Source organism: Streptomyces capitiformicae (assembly GCF_002214185.1).
Lineage (GTDB): Bacteria > Actinomycetota > Actinomycetes > Streptomycetales > Streptomycetaceae > Streptomyces > Streptomyces capitiformicae.
Genome location: NZ_CP022161.1, coordinates 4627598 through 4641778, shown reverse-complemented (window position 1 = coordinate 4641778; position 14181 = coordinate 4627598). Strand labels below are relative to the sequence as shown.

Here is a 14181-nt window from a genome sequence, read left to right as displayed (position 1 = left end):
GATGCATGTCCGTTTTCGAGCTCGCCTCGTCCGGGCCGGGACGGCCGTCAGAACGGGAAGAAGCTGCGGCCGTGCTGGACCGAGATCCACTTCTGGGTGGTGAAGGCGTCGACCGTGGTGTCGCCGTTCAGGCGGCCGATGCCGGAGTGCTTCTCCCCGCCGAAGGGGACGAGGGGCTCGTCGTGGACGGTGCCGTCGTTGACGTGGAACATGCCGGTGTCGATCTGCTTGGCGAAGTTGACGCCGCGCTCGATGTCACCGGTGTGGACCGCGCCGCTGAGGCCGTACGGGGTGTCGTTGACGATGCGGACGGCCTCCTCCTCCCCGTCGAAGGGGATGAGGAAGGCGACGGGACCGAAGATTTCCTGCTTGAGGAGGGCGGAGTCGGCCGGGACGTCGATGAGGACGGACGGCTCGACCAGGTTGTCGGTGGTCGTGCCGTGGACGAGTGCCGTGGCGCCCTCCGCGATCGCCTGCTCGACCACGGCCGAGACGGATTCGGCCTGGGAGGAGTTGATGACCGGGCCGATGACCGTCTGCGGGTCGCGCGGGTCGCCGACCTTCAGGGTCTTCACCTTGGCCACGAACTTCTCGGTGAACTCTGCCTGGATCGACCGGTCGACCAGGACCCGGTTGGCGGCCATGCAGACCTGGCCCTGGTCGACGTACCGCGAGAAGACGGCGGCGTCGACGGCGTAGTCGACGTCCGCGTCGTCCAGGACCACCAGCGCGCTGTTGCCGCCCAGTTCGAGGATCGAGCGCTTGAAGTGCGAGGCGCAGACGGTGGCGACGTGGCGGCCGACCTTGTCGGAGCCGGTGAAGGAGATCAGCTTGGGGACCGGGTGCTCGAGGAAGACGTCGCCGATCTCGGCGATGTCGGTGATGACGACGTTGAGGAGGCCGCCCGGCAGGCCCGCCTCCTCGAAGATCTTCGCGACGAGCGAGCCGCCGGTGATCGGGGTGTTCTGGTGCGGCTTCAGCACCACGCCGTTGCCGAGGGCGAGAGCCGGGGCGACCGACTTGAGGGAGAGGAGAAAGGGGAAGTTGAAGGGGCTGATGACTCCCACGACGCCGACCGGCACCCGGTAGAGGCGGTTCTCCTTGCCGTCGATCGGCGAGGGGATGATCCGGCCCTCGGGGCGCAACGCCAGCTGGACCGACTCGCGCAGGAACTCCTTGGCGAGGTTCAGCTCGAAGCCGGCCTTGAGGTGCGTGCCGCCGAGCTCGGCGATGATCACCTCGGCGAGCTCCTGCTCTCGCTCCTCGAAGATGCGCAGGGCCTTCTCGAAGACCGCGCGACGCGCGTAGGCGTTGACCTTGGCCCATTCCTTCTGGGCCCGCTCGGCGGCGCGGTAGGCCTGATCGACTTCCTCCACCGTGGCTATGGTGATCGCGGCCAGCTTCTCGCCGTCGTACGGGTTGACGTCGATGATCTCCCAGGACCCCGTACCCGGGCGCCACTCGCCGTCGATGTACTGCTGGGCCAGGTCGGTGAAGTAGGACGCCATGTGATCCTCAATCAGTCGGCATCGATCAGCGATTGATCACCCGTCATCGTACTTGCGGCCAAAGGGAGCCGGAGAGTAACCGGGGGGACTCCGTGAAGACTCACAGGGCGTTCGGCGATCTTCAGGACAGCTGTCCGGAACGCCTTCAGGACAGCTGCAGCAGCCCCCTGAGCAGATCCCGGCTCTCCGCCGGGGACGGGCTGTCGTCCTGAAGTCGCTCGATCGCCCGTTCGTACTGGGTGATGTCTTCCTTCTTGTCCAGGTACAGCGCGCTGGTGAGCTGTTCGAGGTAGACGACGTCGGAGAGGTCGGACTCCGGGAAGCTCAGCACCGTGAAGGCGCCGCTCTCGCCGGAGTGGCCGCCGAAGCCGAACGGCATGACCTGGAGCCGTACGTTCGGGCGCTCCGAGATGTCGATCAGATACTGGAGCTGACCCCGCATCACTTCACGGTCACCGTACGGGCGGCGCAGCGCGGCCTCGTCGAGGACACAGTGGAACTCGGGGGCGCTCTCGGCCACCAGATACTTCTGGCGCTCCATGCGCACGGCCACCCGCTTGTCGATCTCGGCGTCGCTCGCGCTCTTCATGCCCCGGGCGACGACGGCGTGCGCGTACGCCTCGGTCTGCAACAGGCCGTGCACGAACTGGACTTCGTACGACCGGATGAGGTGTGCGGCGGCCTCCAGGCCGACGTAGGTGGGGAACCAGCTGGGCAGCACGTCCGAATAGCTGTGCCACCAGCCGGCGACGTTCGCCTCCTTGACGAGGGAGAGCAGCGAGGTGCGCTCGGACTCGTCGGTGACGCCGTAGAGGGTCAACAGGTCCTCCACGTCACGGGTCTTGAAGCTGACCCGGCCGAGTTCCATACGACTGATCTTCGACTCGGAGGCGCGGATCGAGTACCCGGCCTTCTCCCGGGTGATCCCCTGCGCCTCGCGCAGCCGCCTGAGATGCGAGCCCAGCAGCATCCGCCTCACCACCGACCCGCTCGATTCACCGGCGCCCACGTTCGTCCAGCCTCCCCAACTTCTTCAAGGGCCGAAGTCTGCCACTAATCCACTCCGATCCGCACTCGCCCGGTTACAGAAATGGAAAGCCTTCAACAAGTGAGGCGTGAGTGGCGACGAGTCAATGCCCAGCCCGCGGAAGAAGGTGACAGAAGAAATGTTCAGGAAGCGGTATGTGCGTGTCCATTTCGGGCGCGTGCACGTGCATCTGCCCTTGCATCTGCTCTACGCATCGGAAACCATGGTCCCGCGACACCGCTGCTGCCTCGCAACGACCGCGATCGATCACGGGGAGTGCCTCGCATGGGGACGAATGGATCGACCATGCTCGAACCCTTACGGCAGGGACTTCCGCCACTCGATCCCGCGACCGTGTCCAACGCCGCGTCCTGCGCGCTGCCGCCCCGCTACGAAGCGGTGCGGGAGGCAAGACGGTTCACCCGGGGCACGCTCGACCAGTGGCAGATGGGCGACCGCTTCGACGACGTCTGTCTCGTGGTCTCGGAACTCGTCACCAATGCCCTGCGGCACGGCCTGCCCCCCATGAGCGGCCTCGTCCAGGACCCGCCGGTGCGGCTGCATCTGATGCGCTGGACCGAGCGGTTGGTGTGCGCGGTGCGCGACCCCAGCCACGACACCCCGGTCGCTCGCGACTCGGACGACTTCTCGGCGGAGTCGGGGCGCGGGCTGTTCCTGGTCGACTCGTTCGCGGACAGCTGGGGCTGGCACCCGCTGGCCGGCACGCTCAGCGGCAAGGTGGTGTGGGCGCTGTTCCAGGTGCCTCCGGTGCCACCGGCTCCGGGCAACGCCTCGACCCGCTGATGAACTGCGGCGCTTTTCGGCGCTGCGGTTCTACGCGTGTCACCTCGCCAACGCCCCGAGGGCGAGCGGGCGTTATGCGATGAGGTGGTCGAACTCGCCGTCCTTGACGCCCAGGAGCATCGCCTCTATCTCGGCGCGCGTGTAGACCAGCGCCGGGCCGTCCGGGAAGCGCGAGTTCCGCACCGCCACGTCACCGCCGGGCAGCCGCGCGAACTCCACGCAGTTCCCCTGCGAGTTGCTGTGCCGGCTCTTCCGCCAGACCACCGCGTGGAGCTCGCTGAGCTCCGTCGCGGCCATGCCGTTGTACACGTCATCCACGCCGTACACGTCGTGGTCCACAGGTCGCTCCCCGGGTGGTGCATTGGTGTGCGTCGGTGCGCGTCGGTGCGCATTTGCTGTGCGTTGATGCGCGCTGGCTCTGATGTGGCCGTTGATGCAGTGGTCAACTGCCACGGATCATAGCCCCGTTCACATGCCAATGCGTGAGCACATGCATGGGCATGTGCACGAGCAGATGCACGTGCACGAGGAGTGTTCCCGCGGTTACCGCACTGGTGAGACGTACAGGGCGGCTTTCCTGTTCCATCGGTGTCCGGAAGTTGGCGGAAAGCGTTCGGCCCCGGGGAGGCGGTGGGACCTCCCCGGGGCCGGGTGGGGGGTGGTGAGGGGGTGGTGAGGGGGTGGTGCGGAGGTGGTGCGGAGGTGTTACTGGAGCGGTACGGGGTGCCTGCGACGGGGCCGGTCAGCGGGAGGAGTACGGCAGAAGGGCCATCTCCCGGGCGTTCTTGATGGCGCGGGCGAGCTGTCGCTGCTGCTGGGCGGAGACCCGGGTGACCCGGCGGCTGCGGATCTTGCCGCGGTCGGAGATGAACCGGCGCAGCAGGTCGGTGTCCTTGTAGTCGATGTACGTGATCTTGGCCTGGTCCAGCGGATTGGGGCGGGACTTGGCGGGCTTGCGCTCCGGCTTGCGGGCCATGGTGGGTCAGACCTCCAGGAAGGTGTCGAAGGGGCGCGGCAGCCGTTCCCAGGCGTCGCGTCCGGCGGCGTACTCGGCGTCGGTGAGCAGGCAGGACTCCAGGAGTTGTTCGAGTCCGTCGCGGTCCAGGCCGGGCGAGGTGAAGACCAGGTGCTGGCAGCGGTCGCCGTGTTCCGGATGCCAGTCGAGGGCAGCCGCGGCCCGGCGTACCGGCGGGACCATGTCCCAGGCCGCGTCCGGCAGAGAGGCGAGCCAGGGGCCGACCGACTCCACGCAGAGGGCGCCGCCGGCCGCGTCCCAGTACAGCAGGGTGTCGGGACGTTCGGCCAGCCAGAAGCGGCCGCGGCTGCGGGCGGCGGCGCAACAGAGGTCTTCCAGCGCGGCGTACAGCCGTTCCGGGTGGAAGGGGCGGTGGCGGTGCCAGACGAGGGTGGTGACGCCGTGTTCGTCGGCGTCTGTGGGGAGGAGGGCGGAGGCGGGGTGTTGGGCTGCTGCGGCGGCGTCCACGTCGAAACCGGCGAACGCTGCCGCGAGCAGGGCCGGGGAGCGCCGTTGCGGGTGCGGCGCATTGTCGGGTGCGGGTGCGTCGTGGCTGGTCGCGCCCCGCGGCGGAGCCGCAGATGGATACTGCCCCGCGCCCCTTTCAACGCGGGCCCAGCTGCCGATGGGCACCCTCTGCGCCGTCGGATGCAGCTGAGCCAGCAGCGCCCTGTCCTCGTCGTCGGCCTCCTCCGAGTCCAGGACTGCCAGGACCGGGGCGTACTCCAGCTGGCGGGCGAAGGTGTCGGCGACCGTGCGTTGGTCGGTGGTAGCGGCGGCGAGGCCGCGTTCGGCCAGGTCGTCGCCGTTGCCGAGGTAGGGAAGGAGGAGGGCGGGGTCCACGGCCGTGATGACCGAGGTGAGCCGCAGTCCGCTCGCCGCTACCACCTCGGCCATGGCCTTGGGCTCCACCGAGTCCCACAGTTCGACGACGGCGAGGCGGGTGAGGCCCGCGTCCGCGAGCCGTTCCAGCTCGGGGACCAGGTCCTCGCGGAGGGCACAGCACGCGCAGTCGTTGACGAGGGGGGTCTCGCCGGTGGAGATGAGACCCGCCGCGTCCCGTACGGTCCGGACGACCTTGGCGTCGGGGCCGTCGATGGCGGTGGTGAGGTCGTGGTGCAGCGCGACGCTGCCCGGGACCCCGGCGAGCAGCGTCTCGACGGCGGCCCGCCGGGCATCGGCGTGCAGCCCGCCGACGATCGCGACAGACAGCTGGGTCACGTCGGTCAGCCCCGCTTCTTCCCGTACCGCTTCTCGAACTTCTCCACGCGCCCCGCGGTGTCCAACACGCGCGCGGTGCCCGTGTAGAAGGGGTGGCTGACGTTCGAGATCTCGACGTCGACCACGGGGTACGTGTTGCCGTCCTCCCACTCGATCGTCTTCTCGCTCGTCATGGTCGAGCGGGTGAGGAAGGCGTGGTTCGCGGCGCGGTCCCGGAAGACGACGGGCCCGTACGACGGGTGGATGTCCTTCTTCATCGCGGTCAGCGCTCCTCTCGGAAGTCGACGTGGCGGCCGACCATCGGGTCGAACTTGCGCAGCACCAGGCGGTCCGGGTCGTTCCGGCGGTTCTTGCGCGTGACGTACGTGTATCCGGTGCCGGCCGTGGACCGGAGCTTGATGACCGGACGGAGTTCGTTGCGTGCCATGCTGGTACCTTACTGAAAACGAATTCCATTTACACAACCGCGGAAGAGAGAGGTACATCACCTTGTCCGCCCACTGCATGCTGACCGGCGCCCAGCCCGGCTTCGGCAACCGCATCTCGCACTCCCACCGGCGCACGTCCCGCCGCTTCGACCCGAACATCCAGTCAAAGCGCTACTGGCTGCCGAGCGAGAACCGCCACGTACGCCTCCGGCTGAGCGCCAAGGGGATCAAGACCGTGGACGTCATCGGCGTCGAGGCCGCCGTGGCCCGGATCCGGGCGCGAGGGGTGAAGGTCTGATGGCGAAGAAGAGCAAGATCGCGAAGAACGAGAAGCGGCAGGAGATCGTCGCGCGGTACGCCGAGCGGCGGGCCGAGCTGAAGGAGATCATCCGGCGCCCGTCCTCCACGGACGCCGAACGTGCCACCGCCCAGCGGGAGCTGAGCCGGCAGCCGCGTGACGCCAGCGCCACCCGCGTACGCAACCGGGACCAGGTCGACGGGCGGCCCCGCGGTTACTTCCGCACGTTCGGGCTGTCCCGGGTGAGTCTGCGGGAGCAGGCGCACGCCGGATTCCTTCCAGGGGTGCGCAAGTCGTCCTGGTAGGAACGCGCGAGTCTCTGGTCGTCGTGAGTCGTCGTCAGTCGCTGTAAGTCGTCGTCAGTCGCCGTAAGTCGCCGTAAGTCGTCGTCAGTGGTCGTCACGGTTCCCGTGGGTGGTCCTCACAGTTCCTGACAGTTCCCGGCCGTCTTTCGCAGAGCTACTCCTGGTAGCTTGCCGCTGTCGCCCCGGCGACCGGATCCGGCCAGACCTTTGGGAGACTTCCAGTGACTACGGCGATGACGGCAAGGACCGCGACGCGGGCGACCTCGGCCCGCCGGCGCATGCGCGTCGCGGCCGCGGCGGCCGGGCTGGCGGCCGCACTCGTGCTGACCGGATGCAGCAGCGGTGACGAGGCCGACTCCGACGCCAAGGAGTCGTCGGCCGCCCCGACGGCGACGGAGAGCGCGGAGGGCGACGGCGGCTCCTCCGGCGCCGAGACCGAACTGCAGGGCAACTGGCTGGCCACGACCGGCGGCAAGGCGGTCGGCCTGTTCGTCAACGGCGACGAGGCCGCGGTCTTCGTCGCGGGCGGCTCGGTGTGCAGCGGCAAGGTCTCCGACTCGGGGAACATGCAGATGATCAGCCTCAAGTGCACCGACGGCAACGACGACCGCGCCTCCGGCATGGTCGACTCCGTCGACGCCAAGTCCCTCACGGTCACGTGGGAGGGCGGCGTCGGCAAGGAGACGTTCCAGAAGGCGGAGGGGACGCTGCCCTCGGGGCTGCCGACGGACCTGACGGCGGATCTGCCGACGGCGAGCGCCGGGTCGTAGATGTCGTAGATCATGCCTACGGCGAGCCGCGGATCGTAGATCATGTGTCGGGCGGGCCGCGGAACCTCCGGGTTCCGCGGCCCGTTCGCACTTTCACACCATCACCGGCTGTCACACCACCACGCGCTGCGACAGCCACGAACCTCACGGGAACCCCATGCGCACCGCTCCGACCGCCTTCGCCGCCGCCCTCCTCGCGGCCCTCACGCTGACCGCCTGTAGCAGTGGTGACGGGGACGGCGGGGGTGACGACAGCAAGACCAGTGCCGCCCCGACCACCGAGAGTGGGAACGCCTGTACGGCCGCGCAGGCCGACTTCGAGGTCGGGCCCAGCAGCGCCGCCCCGGCCGCCGGTGACGAGGGTGCCGTGCCGGTCACCGTCACCAACAAGAGCGGCGCCGCCTGCACGCTGAAGGGCATCGCCGGTGTCGAACTGACCGCCGGTGACTCCTCCTGGACGCTCCAGCCGCAGGAGGGCGCGTCGCGGGACACGGAGCTGACGCTGGAGGCTGATCAGTCGATGACCTTCACGATCTCGTACGTACGCGGGGCCGCGGACGACGCGGAGAAGAGCGCCGCGGTGGACCAGTTGAAGTTCGCCCTGCCCGGAGACAGCAAGGTGAACAGCTTCAAGTGGCCGGACCCCGAGGTCGCGCTCAAGTCCGCGGACGAGTTGGACGCGACAGTGGGGCCCTTCCTTCCCGCAGGCGACTGACCGCCTCAGCGGCTCACGGCAGCCTCGGCCGGACCCCCACCTGGGCCCGGTCCGCCGCCTCCGCGCCCTGTCGCCAGCCGGCGGCGTCGGTGACGCCTCGTACGCGGGTGGTGACGGTGTCCGGGAACATATGGGTGAAGTGGTCACGTACGGCTACGTCGCGGGCGGCGAGGACGGGGAGCAGGTCGCCCGCGTCCTCTGCACCGGTTGCGGCGGCTTCGGCGGTTTCGGCCACCTGGGCCTCGGCGACCTCCGCCAACCGATCGCCGATCCGGTGGGCGTAGGCGGCCAGGAACGACTGCCGGAAGGTCTTGGTCCGCTTGCGTCCCCCCTTGCGCTGGGCCGCCTCCGCCTTGGTCATCGCGGTGGTGGCCTGGACGAGGAGTGAGGTGAAGAGGAGTTCGACCGCCTCCAGGTCGGGCTCGAAACCGACGACCGTGGAGAAGCCGAGGGGCTCGTTCCAGACGGCCTCGCAGCGGTTGGCCCGGGCGACCGCGTCGAGGAGTACCGCCTTGGCCGTCTCGTACGGCGGGTCGACGCCGATACGGCAGGCGCCGGGCGCGTCCTTGGCGTGGGTACGGGCGGCGAGCAGCGCCTCGTCGATGCTGTGCCGCGCCATCAGCTCCTGCGCCTTCGCGCTGAGCGCCTCCGCCTCCTCCGGGAAGTCCGTGGCCTCCGCCTTGGCGAGGAGGCCACGGATACGGGTGAGCATGCGGGACTCGGGGTGGTGGGCCGTGGTGGCGGGGCCCTGTGGGCGGTCCAGGGGTTCGAGGGTGGGCAGGCGCAGGAGCAGGCGGTACAGCTCCAGGGCGGCGGTGGCGTGGGAGAACCGGTCGGTGCGCGGCGCGGTGTCCGGCTCGTGCAGTGCCCTGACCTCGTCGAGCTGCGCGGCCCAGCGGGGGCTCGGCGACGGCTGCTCGGTGGCTCGCTCGGTCTCCTCGACGATGAGCCGCGCGAGGAGTCGTACGTGTGCGTCTTCCAGCTCGCGCCGTACGAACCGTACGACGTCGGCGGGCTGCCAGCCGCGCCGCCAGGCCCCGGCGACGAACTCCCGCCCCCGCCGGGCGAGTTCCGCGTCGGCCGCCGGGTCGGCGGCGAGCAGCGAGGCGCCCGTGTCCAGGGCGGCGTCGGTGTCGGCGTAGAGGGCCGCCTCGAAGGCGCGGTCCACCGTGCTGGTCGTACTCACGTGTTCGATCGTGTCATGGGTGAGCGGGGCGGTAGAGGGTGCTTTGAAAGTCCTGTGCGGTGCCCGCGCCCGCCGCGGCAGCGGCTGGTGTCACAGCCGGTGCGTGGCCTCGGCGTGCCGGGCGCCGTGGGTGCTGTGCGGGACTTTCAAAGCACCCCCTAGGGCTGGGCATACCCCCGAGACGCCCGCCAGTGGTCGTGTGCGGGCGGGCCGGGGGCGGTTCGCTGGTGGGCATGACCAGGACAGAGGTGGATGAGGCGGCCGGGTTCGCGGCCGTGCGTGTGCGGGGACTGCGGCGTTCGTACGGGGATGTCGTCGCCCTCGACGGAGTGGATCTCGACTGCGTGGCCGGGACGTTCACGGCGGTGATGGGGGCCCTCGGGGTCGGGGAAGTCGACGCTGTTGCAGTGTGCGGCCGCGCTGGACCGGCCGTCGGGCCAGACGGTGTGCGTCGACGGGGTCGAGCTGGGCGGGATGAGTGAGGGGCGGCTGACGCTGTTGCGCCGGGAGCGGATCGGTCTCGTGTTCCAGGCCTTCAATCTGCTCCCCTCCCTGACCGCCGCGCAGAACGTCGCCCTGCCGCTGCGCCTCGCCGGCCGGCGGCCCTCGCGCGGGGCGGTGGGGCAGGCGCCGGCCCGGGTGGGGCCGGCCGAGCGGGCCGGGCACCGCCCGGGGCGAACCGGCCGGGTACGGGGGCGCGGACGCGGCTCGGGTTCTTCGTGGTGCTGGGTATCGCCCTTGTGTATGCCGGGATTTCGCCGGCCGGGACGTTGCTCATGGCCACGTCCGCGCGGGGCGCGGAGCTGCGGTCACCGCGGCTGGCGGGGGCTACGCAGGGGCGGGTGCTGCGGGTTGTGGTCGGTGAGGCCTCGTTGGGCGTTGTGGTGGGGGTCGTGTTGGGTGCGGCGGTGACTTTCGTGAATCTGGCGGGGGTGGTGGGGGCGTTGGGGCTTTTGGGGGTGTGAGGGTGAGCGGCGGAGCCGCAGATTGGTACATCCCCGTACCCGGAAACACCCCAACAGGCGTTTTGGTGGGTGAATTTGGGTTGCCCCCTCTGGGCGGGGCGGCCAAGCATGGCCTTCATGGTCGATGCACATCTCTACGTAGCGTTTCTCGTCGCAGCCTTCGCTCTCTGTGCCACTCCGGGGCCCGACATGATGTTCATCGTGGCCGTCGGGGGGCGGGGTGGGCCGGCGGCCGGGGTGATGGCCGCGGCGGGTGTGGCGGGCGCCATGCTCGTGCACTCGGTGGCCGCGATGCTGGGGCTTTCGGCGCTGTTCGAGACGTTGCCGGTGCTCTATTACGTGCTGCGGTGGCTGGGGGCGGCGTATCTGCTGTACCTCGCGGTGAAGGCGTTCCGGGACCGCTCCGGGCTGGGTGAGGAGAGCGTGGGCGCGAGGACGGGGGGTGTGGCGGAGAGCCGGCAGGGGCTGCGGCGGCGTTCTGGCAGGGCGCGGTCACCAATCTGCTCAACCCCAAGGTGATCCTCTTCAACGTGGCGTTCCTGCCGCAGTTCGTGGATCCGTCCCTCGGGCGTGTGCCGGGGCAGCTCCTCGTCCTCGGCGTCACCATCGTGGTGATGGGCTTCCTGTGGGACGGCACGATCGGGTTGCTCTCCGGCCGCCTGTCCCAGCTGCTGCGTCGCAGTCGGCGGGTGGCCCGGGGGCTGAACATCTTCACGGGGACGGTGTTCGCGGGGTTGGCGGTGCGGTTGGCTACGGCGCCGAAGTAAGGCGCGCTCACACCGCGGGGCGTCAACCCGGGGTTGACGATGGAGGGCTGTCAACCTACGGTTGACACATGACGACGAACCCACGAGTTTCGGCTTCCGTGCGTCTCGACGACCTCATCGAAGCCATCAAGAAGGTCCATCCGGAACCGCTCGACCAGCTTCAGGACGCGGTGATCGCCGCGGACCACCTCGGTGACGTGGCCGACCATCTGATCGGCCACTTCGTGGACCAGGCGCGGCGGTCGGGCGCGTCCTGGACGGAGATCGGCAAGAGCATGGGGGTGACTCGGCAGGCGGCACAGAAGCGGTTCGTGTCGAAGGCCGAGAACGATCTCGACCCCAACCAGGGGTTCGCCCGTTACACCCCGCGGGCCCGCAACGTGGTCATGGCCGCGCACAACGAGGGCAAGGACGCGGGCAACGCCGAAGGGGTGCCGGCACATCTGGTTCTCGGGCTGCTCGCCGAGCCGGAGGGGCTCGGGGCCAAGGCGATCGTGGCGCAGGGGGTTTCGCTGGATGCGGTGCGGGAGGCGGCGCTGGGGGAGTTGCCGGCGACTGTCGCCGAGGTGCCCGAGCTCATTCCGTACGGGGCCGATGCGAAGAAGGTCCTCGAACTCACCTTCCGTGAGGCGCTTCGACTCGGGCACAACTACATCGGCACCGAGCACATCCTTCTCGCCCTCCTTGAGTTCGAGAACGGGGAGGGAGTGCTCAGTGGGCTGGGTGTGACCAAGGAGGCCACCGAGGCGAACGTGGCGGAGGCGTTGCGGTCGTTGACGGAGGGACAGGCGTAACAGGGTTTCGCCCCACCGTGCCGCCTCGGCATCATCGCGTCCATCAGCCACTCGAAGACGCCCGCATCCCGCCACTGCAAAAACCGGTGGTAAACGGCCTGCCAGGCACCGCGCTCGGCCGGCATGTCCCGCCAAGGGCTGCCGGTGCGGAACCGCCAGATCCGCAGGCCCGCCACGGCCGCCCAGCGGTGCCGAAACCGCGGCAGTGCGGCAGCGGAGGACAGTCCCTTGCCGACCTGGAGGCGGCCGGACACTCCTCGCAGGCCGCCTCCGACCTCTTGGCCGTACACGGCCCGCCCCGCGTCGGCAGGACCGCCAACCGCTACCGCAAGGACCTGACCGCATCATGCGGCGATCTGCAGCGGCAACAGCACGCCGAGGCCACCGCCCGACGCAGCCGCCGGCGGTCCAAGGCCCGCACCTCCCGCTGACGCCGACCCGCCCCAGAGCCCGCCCTGCGCCGTCACCCGACCAGGGCGGGCCCGCCGTGTTCCCCATGCCGCGACGCCCCGAGGCCTTCTGTGTGAGCGAGAAAAAGGGCAGCGCGATTCGGCGGACGACAACAGGCGGGGGCAGGAGGCATGTTCAACCGCCCGCCCCACTGGAGGAGTTGTTCGTGACAGCCGACCGGTGACGGCCGAGCAGCCGGCACCGGTCCGCGGTTGTCACTCCGCGTCGCGGCGGGTCTGGCCGCGGCGGCGGAGCAGCAGGAGGCCGCCGGCGACCGCGGTGACGCCGGTCGCGGCCGTCCACAGAGCGAGGTCCGAGGCACCGGTGGCGGCCAGGTCCTTGTCGCTCTTTCCGCCCTGGGCGCCGACGTCCCCGGAGGACTGCCCGGCCGAGGACTTGGACGAACCGGATGTTCCGGAGGTACCGGACTTGGCGGCCGGCGACTTCGGCGGAGACGGTGAGGCCGCCGCCTCGGCCGCAGTGGCCTTGTCCCGGGTGAACGCCAGTGTGCCGAAGCCGAGTTCGTCGAATCCGCCGCTGTTCGGGCCGTAGTGGCCGCCGCCTCCCTCGGGCCCGCTGCGGGCCAACATCTCGCGGGTGTTCGGCATGGCCATGCCGCGCCTGTTGGCGTAGTGGTTGTAGACCCGCGCCCAGACCGGGCGCCCACCGCCACGGCCGCCTTCGGAGATGGCGTTCTGCACCGTTTCCACGCAGTGCACGCCGTTTTTCCAGGTGTAGGCGGTGTAGGGCACCTCGTGGCCGAGGTTGTACCGGGCGACGTACTCGCATGCCTTGCGGAACCTGGAGTCGTCCGCGCCGTAGAGGTCGACGCCCTGGTTCCAGGCCATCTCGCAGATGGTGCCCATCAGGCCGATGCCCATCAGGGTGTGGCCCTGGTCGCGCCCGCTCTCCTGCCACTGGGCCAGGCCCACGTCGTTGTAGACGTAGGGGATCGCCTTGTCCAGCGCGCCGTTGCCTTCGCCGTTGTAGAAGTAGTCCACCACCTCGTCGAACTTGGCCCGGTCGTCGCAGAGGATCCCGATGGCCATGGTCGAGGCCATGGTGCACAGGTCCCAGTTCGCCCAGTAGTGGCCGATGCAATTGGTCTTGCGGTACATCATGTGGCGGTTCATCGGATAGAAGTGCTTGACCATCATGTCCTGGAAACGGGCCAGGTCGAAGCCGGGGTAGCCGCGCATGAGCTCGCCGACGTTGGCGAACTGGTACCCGTAGATGCCCGCCAGAAGCACGACTTCGGAGCCTCCGCCGATGCCCTTCAGCGTCCCCGACCAGGCGTTGCAGATGTCCCGCGCGGTGTCGGCGTGTGCGGTGTCGCCGGTGATCTTCCAGCGCAGCGCGTTCTGGTAGGCGGCGTGGACGTCGTTGTAGAGGGCCCCGTAGTTCTGGACGTCGCTCCCTCCCCGGGCCACGGTCGCCTGCGGGTTGGGCCGCCATGCGCTCTGCGAGTGGCGGCCGGCGGTGAGCTTGGCGAAACCCGCCGTGTAGGGGGCGGCGCCCGCCTTCACCTTGGCGGCCATGCGCTCGAGATCGGCCCGGGTGTGGAGCATCCCGGGGTGTGCGAAGGACGTGCTCGCCGCCGTCGCGGGGGAGGCGGCCACGCCCGTGCCGATACCGATGGCGACCGCGCCGGTCGCCGCTCCAGCGGCCTTGAGCATGCTGCGTCGGCTGATCCGATGTGTCACTGCTTCGTTCCTCGGCTCTCGTGGGGACAGTGCCTGCGTAGGGGAGACGTGATACGGAGCGGGCGATAACAAAAAGGTGGGCGCCACCGCTGAAAGGCAGGTGGTCGCCACCGCTGAAAGGCAGGTGGTCGCCACCGCTGAAAGGCAGGTGGTCGCCACTTCGGCCACGTCCACACTTCGGGGGCGGCCCGTCCTCCGGCCGCTACGGGCGGAGCGCACCGGGAT

At 69.6% G+C, this 14181-nt stretch carries 17 protein-coding genes and 3 pseudogenes; 10 read left to right on the top strand and 10 right to left on the bottom strand.

Features of this window, described 5'->3' with window-relative positions:
• Window positions 1-47 precede the first annotated feature (47 nt).
• Complete coding sequence (locus CES90_RS20700; protein WP_189785552.1) at window positions 48-1508, bottom strand: aldehyde dehydrogenase family protein; 1461 nt, start codon at window positions 1506-1508, stop codon at window positions 48-50.
• A 145-nt stretch (window positions 1509-1653) separates the two neighbouring features.
• Window positions 1654-2478 carry a helix-turn-helix domain-containing protein gene (locus tag CES90_RS20695; RefSeq protein WP_189785623.1) on the bottom strand — a complete coding sequence of 275 codons (825 nt, stop codon included), beginning with the start codon at window positions 2476-2478 and terminating at the stop codon, window positions 1654-1656.
• 363 nt (window positions 2479-2841) lie between these two features.
• On the opposite strand from CES90_RS20695, the gene CES90_RS20690 reads away from it, so the two are divergent.
• Entirely contained in the window at window positions 2842-3339 is a 498-nt protein-coding gene (locus CES90_RS20690; RefSeq protein ID WP_229914113.1) for an ATP-binding protein, read from the top strand.
• A 72-nt stretch (window positions 3340-3411) separates the two neighbouring features.
• Here CES90_RS20690 and CES90_RS20685 read toward each other — a convergent pair whose 3' ends face one another.
• The 5 genes from CES90_RS20685 to rpmG form a co-directional block, all read right to left on the bottom strand.
• Complete coding sequence (locus CES90_RS20685) at window positions 3412-3678, bottom strand: DUF397 domain-containing protein (protein WP_189785550.1); 267 nt, start codon at window positions 3676-3678, stop codon at window positions 3412-3414.
• A gap of 403 nt (window positions 3679-4081) precedes the next feature.
• A complete protein-coding gene (gene rpsR, locus CES90_RS20680) occupies window positions 4082-4315 on the bottom strand; it encodes a 30S ribosomal protein S18 (protein WP_149829112.1) in 234 nt (77 codons plus the stop codon).
• A gap of 6 nt (window positions 4316-4321) precedes the next feature.
• Window positions 4322-5575 carry a CobW family GTP-binding protein gene (locus tag CES90_RS20675; protein ID WP_189785549.1) on the bottom strand — a complete coding sequence of 418 codons (1254 nt, stop codon included), beginning with the start codon at window positions 5573-5575 and terminating at the stop codon, window positions 4322-4324.
• Between the two features lie 5 nt (window positions 5576-5580).
• Window positions 5581-5832, bottom strand: a complete 252-nt coding sequence (locus CES90_RS20670) for a type B 50S ribosomal protein L31 (RefSeq protein WP_141570159.1) — start codon at window positions 5830-5832, stop codon at window positions 5581-5583.
• A gap of 5 nt (window positions 5833-5837) precedes the next feature.
• On the bottom strand, window positions 5838-6002 hold the full coding sequence (gene rpmG / locus CES90_RS20665) for a 50S ribosomal protein L33 (protein WP_189785548.1): 165 nt from the start codon (window positions 6000-6002) through the stop codon (window positions 5838-5840).
• Window positions 6003-6064: 62 nt separating this feature from the next.
• Here rpmG and rpmB point away from each other — a divergent pair, with 62 nt between their 5' ends.
• The 4 genes from rpmB to CES90_RS20645 all read left to right on the top strand — a co-directional run bounded on the left by rpmB (window position 6065) and on the right by CES90_RS20645 (window position 8091).
• Window positions 6065-6301, top strand: a complete 237-nt coding sequence (gene rpmB, locus CES90_RS20660; RefSeq protein ID WP_189785547.1) for a 50S ribosomal protein L28 — start codon at window positions 6065-6067, stop codon at window positions 6299-6301.
• Entirely contained in the window at window positions 6301-6606 is a 306-nt protein-coding gene (rpsN, locus tag CES90_RS20655; RefSeq protein ID WP_189785546.1) for a 30S ribosomal protein S14, read from the top strand. Before rpmB ends, rpsN begins: the two co-directional genes overlap by 1 nt.
• A gap of 233 nt (window positions 6607-6839) precedes the next feature.
• Entirely contained in the window at window positions 6840-7376 is a 537-nt protein-coding gene (locus CES90_RS20650) for a hypothetical protein (protein ID WP_189785545.1), read from the top strand.
• Between the two features lie 157 nt (window positions 7377-7533).
• Window positions 7534-8091: a DUF4232 domain-containing protein gene (locus CES90_RS20645; protein ID WP_189785544.1), complete on the top strand. Its 558-nt coding sequence runs from the start codon at window positions 7534-7536 to the stop codon at window positions 8089-8091.
• Between the two features lie 13 nt (window positions 8092-8104).
• On the opposite strand, the gene CES90_RS20640 is transcribed toward CES90_RS20645, so the two are convergent.
• On the bottom strand, window positions 8105-9277 hold the full coding sequence (locus tag CES90_RS20640; protein ID WP_189785543.1) for a DUF2786 domain-containing protein: 1173 nt from the start codon (window positions 9275-9277) through the stop codon (window positions 8105-8107).
• Between the two features lie 233 nt (window positions 9278-9510).
• Between CES90_RS20640 and CES90_RS20635 the strand changes: the two are divergent.
• The 4 genes and pseudogenes from CES90_RS20635 to CES90_RS20625 form a co-directional block, all read left to right on the top strand.
• A pseudogene (locus CES90_RS20635) lies at window positions 9511-9955 on the top strand (ABC transporter ATP-binding protein); the annotation flags it as partial.
• 404 nt (window positions 9956-10359) lie between these two features.
• Window positions 10360-10761, top strand: a complete 402-nt coding sequence (locus tag CES90_RS51295) for a LysE family translocator (RefSeq protein ID WP_268257037.1) — start codon at window positions 10360-10362, stop codon at window positions 10759-10761.
• Window positions 10758-11009 (top strand): LysE family translocator, encoded by a 252-nt coding sequence (locus CES90_RS51290; RefSeq protein ID WP_268257036.1) that lies wholly within the window; start codon window positions 10758-10760, stop codon window positions 11007-11009. Before CES90_RS51295 ends, CES90_RS51290 begins: the two co-directional genes overlap by 4 nt.
• A gap of 68 nt (window positions 11010-11077) precedes the next feature.
• Window positions 11078-11803, top strand: coding sequence for a Clp protease N-terminal domain-containing protein (locus CES90_RS20625; protein ID WP_189785542.1), 726 nt, complete (start codon window positions 11078-11080; stop codon window positions 11801-11803).
• Between the two features lie 56 nt (window positions 11804-11859).
• Here the strand turns inward: CES90_RS20625 and CES90_RS52000 are convergent.
• Window positions 11860-11979 (bottom strand): annotated as a pseudogene (locus tag CES90_RS52000) (transposase); the annotation flags it as partial.
• Window positions 11980-12027: 48 nt separating this feature from the next.
• Here CES90_RS52000 and CES90_RS20620 point away from each other — a divergent pair.
• A pseudogene (locus CES90_RS20620) lies at window positions 12028-12234 on the top strand (GP88 family protein); the annotation flags it as partial.
• A gap of 234 nt (window positions 12235-12468) precedes the next feature.
• On the opposite strand, the gene CES90_RS20615 reads toward CES90_RS20620, so the two are convergent.
• Complete coding sequence (locus tag CES90_RS20615) at window positions 12469-13956, bottom strand: alginate lyase family protein (RefSeq protein WP_308437889.1); 1488 nt, start codon at window positions 13954-13956, stop codon at window positions 12469-12471.
• Window positions 13957-14181 lie beyond the last annotated feature (225 nt).

Coding starts and splice junctions, on each gene's coding strand:
- rpsN (WP_189785546.1), top strand. CDS start 6,301: ATGGCGAAGAAGAGCAAGATCGCGAAGAACGAGAAGCGGCAGGAGATC.
- rpmG (WP_189785548.1), bottom strand. CDS start 6,002: ATGGCACGCAACGAACTCCGTCCGGTCATCAAGCTCCGGTCCACGGCC.
- CES90_RS20645 (WP_189785544.1), top strand. CDS start 7,534: ATGCGCACCGCTCCGACCGCCTTCGCCGCCGCCCTCCTCGCGGCCCTC.
- CES90_RS20650 (WP_189785545.1), top strand. CDS start 6,840: ATGACGGCAAGGACCGCGACGCGGGCGACCTCGGCCCGCCGGCGCATG.
- CES90_RS20700 (WP_189785552.1), bottom strand. CDS start 1,508: ATGGCGTCCTACTTCACCGACCTGGCCCAGCAGTACATCGACGGCGAG.
- CES90_RS20690 (WP_229914113.1), top strand. CDS start 2,842: ATGCTCGAACCCTTACGGCAGGGACTTCCGCCACTCGATCCCGCGACC.
- CES90_RS20695 (WP_189785623.1), bottom strand. CDS start 2,478: ATGCTGCTGGGCTCGCATCTCAGGCGGCTGCGCGAGGCGCAGGGGATC.
- CES90_RS51295 (WP_268257037.1), top strand. CDS start 10,360: ATGGTCGATGCACATCTCTACGTAGCGTTTCTCGTCGCAGCCTTCGCT.
- CES90_RS20625 (WP_189785542.1), top strand. CDS start 11,078: ATGACGACGAACCCACGAGTTTCGGCTTCCGTGCGTCTCGACGACCTC.
- CES90_RS20670 (WP_141570159.1), bottom strand. CDS start 5,832: ATGAAGAAGGACATCCACCCGTCGTACGGGCCCGTCGTCTTCCGGGAC.
- rpsR (WP_149829112.1), bottom strand. CDS start 4,315: ATGGCCCGCAAGCCGGAGCGCAAGCCCGCCAAGTCCCGCCCCAATCCG.